6 protein-coding genes and 1 pseudogene are annotated in these 6,715 nt (G+C 55.9%); 4 read left to right on the top strand and 3 right to left on the bottom strand.

Annotated elements, in window-relative coordinates; genetic code table 11:
• The 4 genes from JCM13995_RS15050 to JCM13995_RS17270 form a co-directional block, all read left to right on the top strand.
• Window positions 1–744, top strand: a 744-nt coding sequence (locus JCM13995_RS15050) for a LiaF transmembrane domain-containing protein (RefSeq protein ID WP_162230966.1), incomplete at its 5' end; no start/stop codon positions are given.
• Between the two features lie 9 nt (window positions 745–753).
• A complete protein-coding gene (locus tag JCM13995_RS12370) occupies window positions 754–2,034 on the top strand; it encodes an MFS transporter (protein WP_054666131.1) in 1,281 nt (426 codons plus the stop codon).
• Window positions 2,035–2,053: 19 nt separating this feature from the next.
• Window positions 2,054–3,238, top strand: coding sequence for an MFS transporter (locus tag JCM13995_RS12365; RefSeq protein ID WP_054666127.1), 1,185 nt, complete (start codon window positions 2,054–2,056; stop codon window positions 3,236–3,238).
• Window positions 3,199–3,321, top strand: a complete 123-nt coding sequence (locus JCM13995_RS17270) for a hypothetical protein (protein WP_263849680.1) — start codon at window positions 3,199–3,201, stop codon at window positions 3,319–3,321. Before JCM13995_RS12365 ends, JCM13995_RS17270 begins: the two co-directional genes overlap by 40 nt.
• 59 nt (window positions 3,322–3,380) lie before the next feature.
• Here JCM13995_RS17270 and JCM13995_RS12360 read toward each other — a convergent pair whose 3' ends face one another.
• The 3 genes and pseudogenes from JCM13995_RS12360 to nrdD all read right to left on the bottom strand — a co-directional run.
• Window positions 3,381–4,085 carry an amino acid ABC transporter permease gene (locus tag JCM13995_RS12360; RefSeq protein WP_054666123.1) on the bottom strand — a complete coding sequence of 235 codons (705 nt, stop codon included), beginning with the start codon at window positions 4,083–4,085 and terminating at the stop codon, window positions 3,381–3,383.
• Between the two features lie 30 nt (window positions 4,086–4,115).
• Complete coding sequence (locus JCM13995_RS12355; protein WP_054666120.1) at window positions 4,116–4,913, bottom strand: transporter substrate-binding domain-containing protein; 798 nt, start codon at window positions 4,911–4,913, stop codon at window positions 4,116–4,118.
• Between the two features lie 178 nt (window positions 4,914–5,091).
• Window positions 5,092–6,715 (bottom strand): annotated as a pseudogene (gene nrdD, locus JCM13995_RS12350) (anaerobic ribonucleoside-triphosphate reductase); the annotation flags it as partial.

Below are 6,715 nucleotides of genomic sequence, written 5' to 3'. Positions count from 1 at the left end.
TGGGGTCATTGGTTCTGGGGATTATTCTTCGTGGTCTGCGCGGCCATCTTAGTGCTGAGCCAGCTCGGCCTGTTCACCTATCACTTGCGCTTTTGGACACTGGTCCTGGTCCTGATCCTGGTCGCCGCGGCCATCAAGAGTCTTGCCAGCCTGTCGTTCGCGGGGTTCTCGTTCAGTCTGGCGTTTCTGGCGATGCTCTTCGCCAAACCGCTGGGCATCCAGCAGTTGGTCCCGTGGACGATTCTCGGGGCGGCGGTGCTGCTATCGATTGGGCTGACCCTGTTGTTCAAACCGCTGAAAAAACACCACTTCAGCGTTGTCACCATTAATGACAACCATTACTCACTCAGTGATCTGCGCCAAATGCAAAAAGACGCCAAGAAAGCACCGAGCTACGTGCCCAGCAGTGAATCCGCCGACGTCACCGTCAACGTGAAGCTCGGCAGCGCCACGCGCTACGTCCAGCAAGGCGACTTCCGCCACGCGGTGATTCACGTCAATCTGGGCGACGCCAAGGTCTTCTTTGACAAGGCGACCATCATCAACGAGCCGGCCCTAATCGAAGTGCTCGGTCAGTTGGGCGACATCAGCCTGTACATCCCCCGCGAATGGAACGTCCAACCCAACCTAGGCAACTTGGCGGTCGACTTCAATGAAAAAGGCGAGACCCCGACCAAAACCGGTCCGCTTGTGGTGCTGGCCGGCGATTTTAAAATGGGCGACGTCACGATCCACTACATCTAGGAGCACGTTATGAAAAATTTCACACCTCAAACCATCAAGATGCTGGTACTGAAATTTGCCGGCACCTTCGGGTCAAGCATGCTCTCGTTTGCCATTGGCCTGTACATTCTCCACCGCACCGGGTCTGCGCTCAGCATGGGCGTCACCATGATCACCGGCCCTATCGTCTCTTTGATTCTGACTCCGTTCGTTGGGTACGTGGTCGACACCATGAACCACCGGCGCATTATGATCACCGCGCAGGTCACCACCAGTATTGCACTGGTGCTGTTCGGCTTCGGCTTTCGGCTCTGGCCGACGCAGTATTACCCGGAGATGATTGCACTCATCATCGCACTGCAAGTGACCGACAATTTTCTCAGCACAACGCTGACGGCCAGCCTGGTCCAGCTGTTTGCGCCCGAGGAGCTGCAACGGGTCAATTCGCTCAACCAATCTATTGCCAGCCTCGCCATGTTCCTGGCCCCACTCATGGGGGCAATGCTTTACACGCTGGTGCCCATCGACACCTTTGCGTTCATCGAAGTGCTGTTCGAGCTGACCGCCCTAGCCGCCATCCTGCTCCTGAAGTTTCAACTTGGTCAGACTGCATCGCAGAAGACTCCGGGTGAGGCACCAGAATCTGTGTGGCACAACTTCAAAACCGGCTTTGCATACCTGAAAAGCCAGCAGCTGATCTTCATCCTGACCGTGTCCTCGGCCTTTCTGAACTTCCTCTTCGCCGCCGTGAACGTCGGCCTGCCGTACCTGCTGATCCAAACCATGAAAATGACCAACAACCAGTACGGATTCGTTGACTCGGGCTTTGCCATTGGCATGTTTGGCGGTGGCATCCTGCTGTCGCTGCTGAAAATGCACACCCACCCAATCAAGTTCTCGTTCTTTAACATCATCCTGCTGGCGATTCTCTTCACCTTCACCGGCCTGCCTGCCGTGCTAAGCTGGACGGGTCTGCTGAGCACCGGCTACTTCTGGATTCAAAACATCGTCAACGGCGTCTTGATCGTGCTGATCAACACACCGATCAACACCTTCATGCAGCAAGTGATTCCACATCACTTGCAAGGCCGTGTGTTCTCACTTGACGGCACGATTTCGCAGATGCTAGCGCCGCTGGGCACGCTGATGTTCGGGGTGCTGTTTGATCACCTCGCCGCCCCGCTGCTGTTTGGCGTCACTGGCATCGTCCTGATCATCTTCACCCTGATTGTGACCGGCCTGATCAGGCGCAGCCATCTATATGACAAGCCTGAGAACCAGGTGCCACCAGTCACTGCCTCAGCCAACTAAACCTCACTAGGAGTTTCTCTTGAAAAACCTTACGCCGCAGACCATCAAAATTCTCATCTTAAAATTTGCCGGCACGTTCGGATCCAGCATGCTGTCTTTTGCCATCGGCCTGTACATTCTGCACCGCACCGGCTCCGCCCTCAGCATGGGCGTCACGCTGGTCACCGGACCGGTGGTGTCACTGCTGCTGACGCCGTTTGTTGGCTATGTCGTGGACACCATGAACCACCGGCGCATCATGCTGAGCGCCCAGGTGGTCACCAGTGTGGTCCTAGTTGCGTTTGGCTTGGTATTTCGGGTGTGGCCCGCGCAGTACTACGCGGAACTGATCGCATTGATCATCGTGCTGCAGGTCACCGACAATTTTCTCAGCACCACGTTGACCGCCAGCCTGGTGCAGCTGTTTGAGGGCAGCGAGCTGCAGCGAGTCAACTCGCTGAATCAGTCCATCACCAGCCTGGCCGCCTTCCTAGCGCCGCTGATTGGTGCGTGGCTCTACACGCTGGTGGCCATCGACACTTTCGCCTACGTTGAGGTGCTGTTCGAACTGACCGCGCTGGTCGCGATCCTGCTCCTGAAATTCCGCCTGGTCACCCAACCTGCTACGCCGCAGCCGCGAGAGTCCGTCCTGAACAACTTCAAGACCGGGTTCGCCTACGTCAAAAATCAGAAGCTGATTCTGACCATCATGATTTCCTCAGCCGCGGTCAACTTCCTGTTTGCGGCCATGAATGTTGGCCTTCCGTATCTGCTCATTCAGACGCTGAAGCTCTCCAACCAGCAATATGGGCTGGTCGATTCCGGCTTTGCCGTTGGCATGTTCAGCGGCGGCATTTTGCTGGCGGCCATCACCATCCGCACCCACCCCATCCGTTTTTCCTATTTCAACTTGTTCCTGCTGGGCGCTATGTTCACGACCACCGGTGTGCCGGCCTTGTTTTCCTGGCCCAGCTGGCTCAGCACCGCCTTCTTCTGGCTGCAAAGCATGCTCAACGGGATCCTGATGGTGCTGATCAACACCCCTGCAAACACCTTCAAGCAGCAGATTATTCCGCAAAATCTGCAAGGCCGCGTTTTTTTTCCCTCGACCTCACGATTTCGACAATGCTTGCGCCAATCGGCACGCTGGTGTTCGGGGCACTGTTTGATCACTTCGCAGCGCCTTTGCTGTTTGGCATCGCCGGCAGCGGCCTGCTGCTGCTGACCCTGGTCGTCACCACCGTCATCAGCCGGCAGCACCTGCTGGACCGGCCGGAAAATCAGGTGCCGAAAGCGGGTCAGAATTAAGGCAATCAAAATGGCTCAGAGCGTCGCACGACGCTCTGAGCCATTTTGATTGCCATCACTTATTGCCCTTCGCTGAGCAGGTAGCGGCTGGTGCGCTTTTCCAGCCAGCTCTGCACGCCGGTCAAGACCGTCGTCAGCATCAAATACAGGAACGCGACCAAGCTGTACGAGACCAGCGGGTTGTAGTAAAGCGCCGCAAACTGCTGGCTGACCTGAAACATCTCGATGATGGTGATGCCACTGGCCAGGCTCGTGTCCTTGATCAGGCTGATGAAACTGTTGGACAGCGGCGGCAACGCGATGCGTAGCGCCTGCGGAAAGATGACCAGCCGCAGGATCAGCGACTTTTTCATTCCCAGGGCTTTAGCCGCGTCCCACTGGGTCTTCGGCACCGATGAGATCGCCGCGCGAATTGTTTCCGAAGCGTAGGCCCCGGTGTTCAGCGAAAATGTCAGAATGCCGGCCGTCCAGGCGTTCAGCTCGATGATGGCATGACCATTCATCTTGAGGTACGGCAATCCGAAGAAAATCAGGAACAGCTGCACCAACAGCGGCGTGCCGCGGAAGACCCAGACGTAGAACCAGGTCAGGCCTTTCAGCCCGCGCATGACTGGCTTCTGCGACGGCGAGATCCGGACAAGGGCGACCAGCACCGCCAAAATCAGCCCTAACGCAAATGAAATCAACGTAATTGGAATGGTGTACTTCAGCATCGCTACCAGCAGTTCCGGCAGTGACTTCACAACAATTTGCCAGGCACTCATCAAATCCCTCCTTTACTCATCGCCGCTCGGTTACTTCGTGATGTCGCTGCCGAAGTACTTCTTCGACAGCTTTCCGAGCTGACCGTTCTTGCGCAACTTTTCAATCGCCTTGGTGACCTGCTTTTGCAGCGGACCTTCGTCCTTGCGCAGCAGCCCACGCGCCGGTGTCGTCTTGATCGCATTACCGACCGGGATCAGCTTGATGTCCGCGTTTGGCTGCTGCTTGAGGTAGGAGTGGAAGGACGCGGTGTCATTGACCGTACCGTCCGCGCGGCCCTGTTCGATCAGTGTGACCGACTGCGCAAAGCCGTCGACTGGGACAATGACCCCACCGAGCTTCTTCACGTTCGCCGCATTGTTAGAGGTGATACTTTGGGCCATTTTCTTGCCCTTGATGTCTTTAATCGACTTGATGGTCGTGTTGCCTTTCTTGACCGCCAGCTCCGACTTGCCTGAAGTGTACGGCACGGTGAAACGATACTTCGCAGCGCGTTCCGGCGTCTCGGCGACGTTGTTAAGAATCAGGTCGTACTTATCGACGTTCAGCCCCGCAATCAGCGAGTCCCACTTGGTCTCCACAAACTTCGGCTTCAAGTTGAGCTCGCCGGCAATCTTCTCGCCCAGCTCAACTTCAAAACCGGTCAGCTTGCCGTTTTCATGGTAGCTGTATGGCTGGTAGGTACCTTCGAGGCCAATGGTCAGCGTCTTGGGGGTGACCAGTTTGACGTTGTCGGTACCGGCCTTGCTACTGCTGCTTTGACTGTTGCCGCATGCGGCGAGCACGCCCACCATGAACAGACTAGCCAGCGCGATTAACCATTTTTTCATATAATTTCCTCCGTTTCTGAAAATCAGCATCACCAATTATACACGACTTACTTTTGGTAATCGAGTGCTTTTAATCAGTTTCTTCGAATGGTCAATCACTCGCTGCGTTCGCCGTCTGTGAGGCAACAGAAAACCCCACTTGCGCAGGGCGAGTGGGGTTCCTTTATGTGCGAAAAGATTAAGCCTGGCCAGCCAAATCATCGTTGCCGATGACCATGTGCTTCTTGCGGTGAAGGATTTCTTCCTGCCGCCCGTGGACCATCGGCCGCTTGTTCGGGTTGCCAAGGTAGCCGCAAAGGCGCTTGACGACATCACAGGTATCCGGGTTGTGATTCCCGCACTGCGGGCACTCGTACCCTTTTTCGGTGGCCTTGAATTCACCCTTGAACCCGCACTCGAAGCACTGGTCGATTGGGGTGTTCGTGCCGAGGTAGCCGATCTTGTCGTAGGCATAGTCCCAGACGGCTTCCAAGGCTTTCGGTTCTGCTTCAGGTTTGGATACTCACAGTAATGAATGAAGCCGCCTGAGCAGTACTTCGGGTAGTCCTTTTCAAAGTCGAGCTTTTCAAACGGGGTCGGCGCCTTGCGGACATCGTAATGGAAGGAGTTCGTGTAGTAATCCTTGTCCGTAATGTCCTTGACCACGCCGAAGCGCTTCTTGTCCAGCCGGCAGAATGTGTCAGTCAGACTTTCAGACGGCGTCCCGTAAACGGAGAAGTGGTAACCATACTCCTTTTCCCACTTCTTGCAGTGCTCGTACAGATCCTTGACCACGTCGATGGAAAAGGCCTTGGCCTCCGGATTCTTCTCCCAGGCCGAGCCGTAAAAGACGGTGCCGACCTCGTACAGACCGATGTAGCCCAGCGAAACTGTGGCGCGCGAGTTCTTGAACAGCTCGTCGACGCTTTGGTCATCGTTCAGGCGCTTGCCAAACGCACCGTACTTATACAGGATTGGTGCAGATTCCGGCGTGGCCTGCTTGGCCCGTTCCACCTTGTACACCAGACCCTGCTTGCAGATGTCGAGGCGCTGCTCAAGAATCTTCCAGAATTTGTCCTTGTCGCCCTTGCTTTCCATGGCAACGCGCGGCAGGTTGACGGTGATGACCCCGAGGTTCATGCGGCCGGCGTTGACTTCCTCGCCGGTATCGGGATCCGTCCAGCCCTGCAAAAACGAGCGGCAGCCATCGGTGCCTTGAAGGAACCGGTCAGCTTTTTGATCATGTCATACGACAGGATATCCGGGTACATGCGCTTGGTGGCACACTCGACGGCCAGTTCCTTGATGTCGTAATTCGGATCGCCGGGGTGCAGGTTCAGGCCCTTTTTGATGGTGAAGACAAGCTTCGGGAAAATCGCCGTGCGCTTTTCCTTGCCCAGTCCATCAATGCGAATCTTGAGAATGTCCTTTTGAATTTCGCGTTCCAGCCAGTTGGTACCCAGACCGAAGCCGACCGTCACAAAAGGCGTCTGGCCCTGGGTCGAGTATAACGTGTTGACTTGGTATTCCAGCGTCTGCAGCGCGTCGTAAATGTCTTTCTTGGTGCGGCGCTTGGCGTATGCCTCAGCTGTGGCAGCATCGATCGGCAGCTCCTTGGCCTCTTCCAGATGCTTCTCGTAATTCTTCTGGGCAAATGGTGCCAGCACTTCGTCGGTCCGATCCGACGAGCAACCGCCGTACTGGCTAGAGGCGACGTTGGCGATGATCTGCGTCATTTGGGTGACGGCGACCTGAATGCTGTGAGCCGGCTCTACCTCCGCGTTGCCGACTGTCGAAAAGCCAAGCTGTAGTTGAAGCATTTT

It is taken from the genome of Lacticaseibacillus camelliae DSM 22697 = JCM 13995 (assembly GCF_001311195.1).
In the GTDB taxonomy this organism is placed as follows: Bacteria; Bacillota; Bacilli; order Lactobacillales; family Lactobacillaceae; genus Lacticaseibacillus; species Lacticaseibacillus camelliae.
This window is presented reverse-complemented; position numbering and strand designations above follow the sequence as displayed.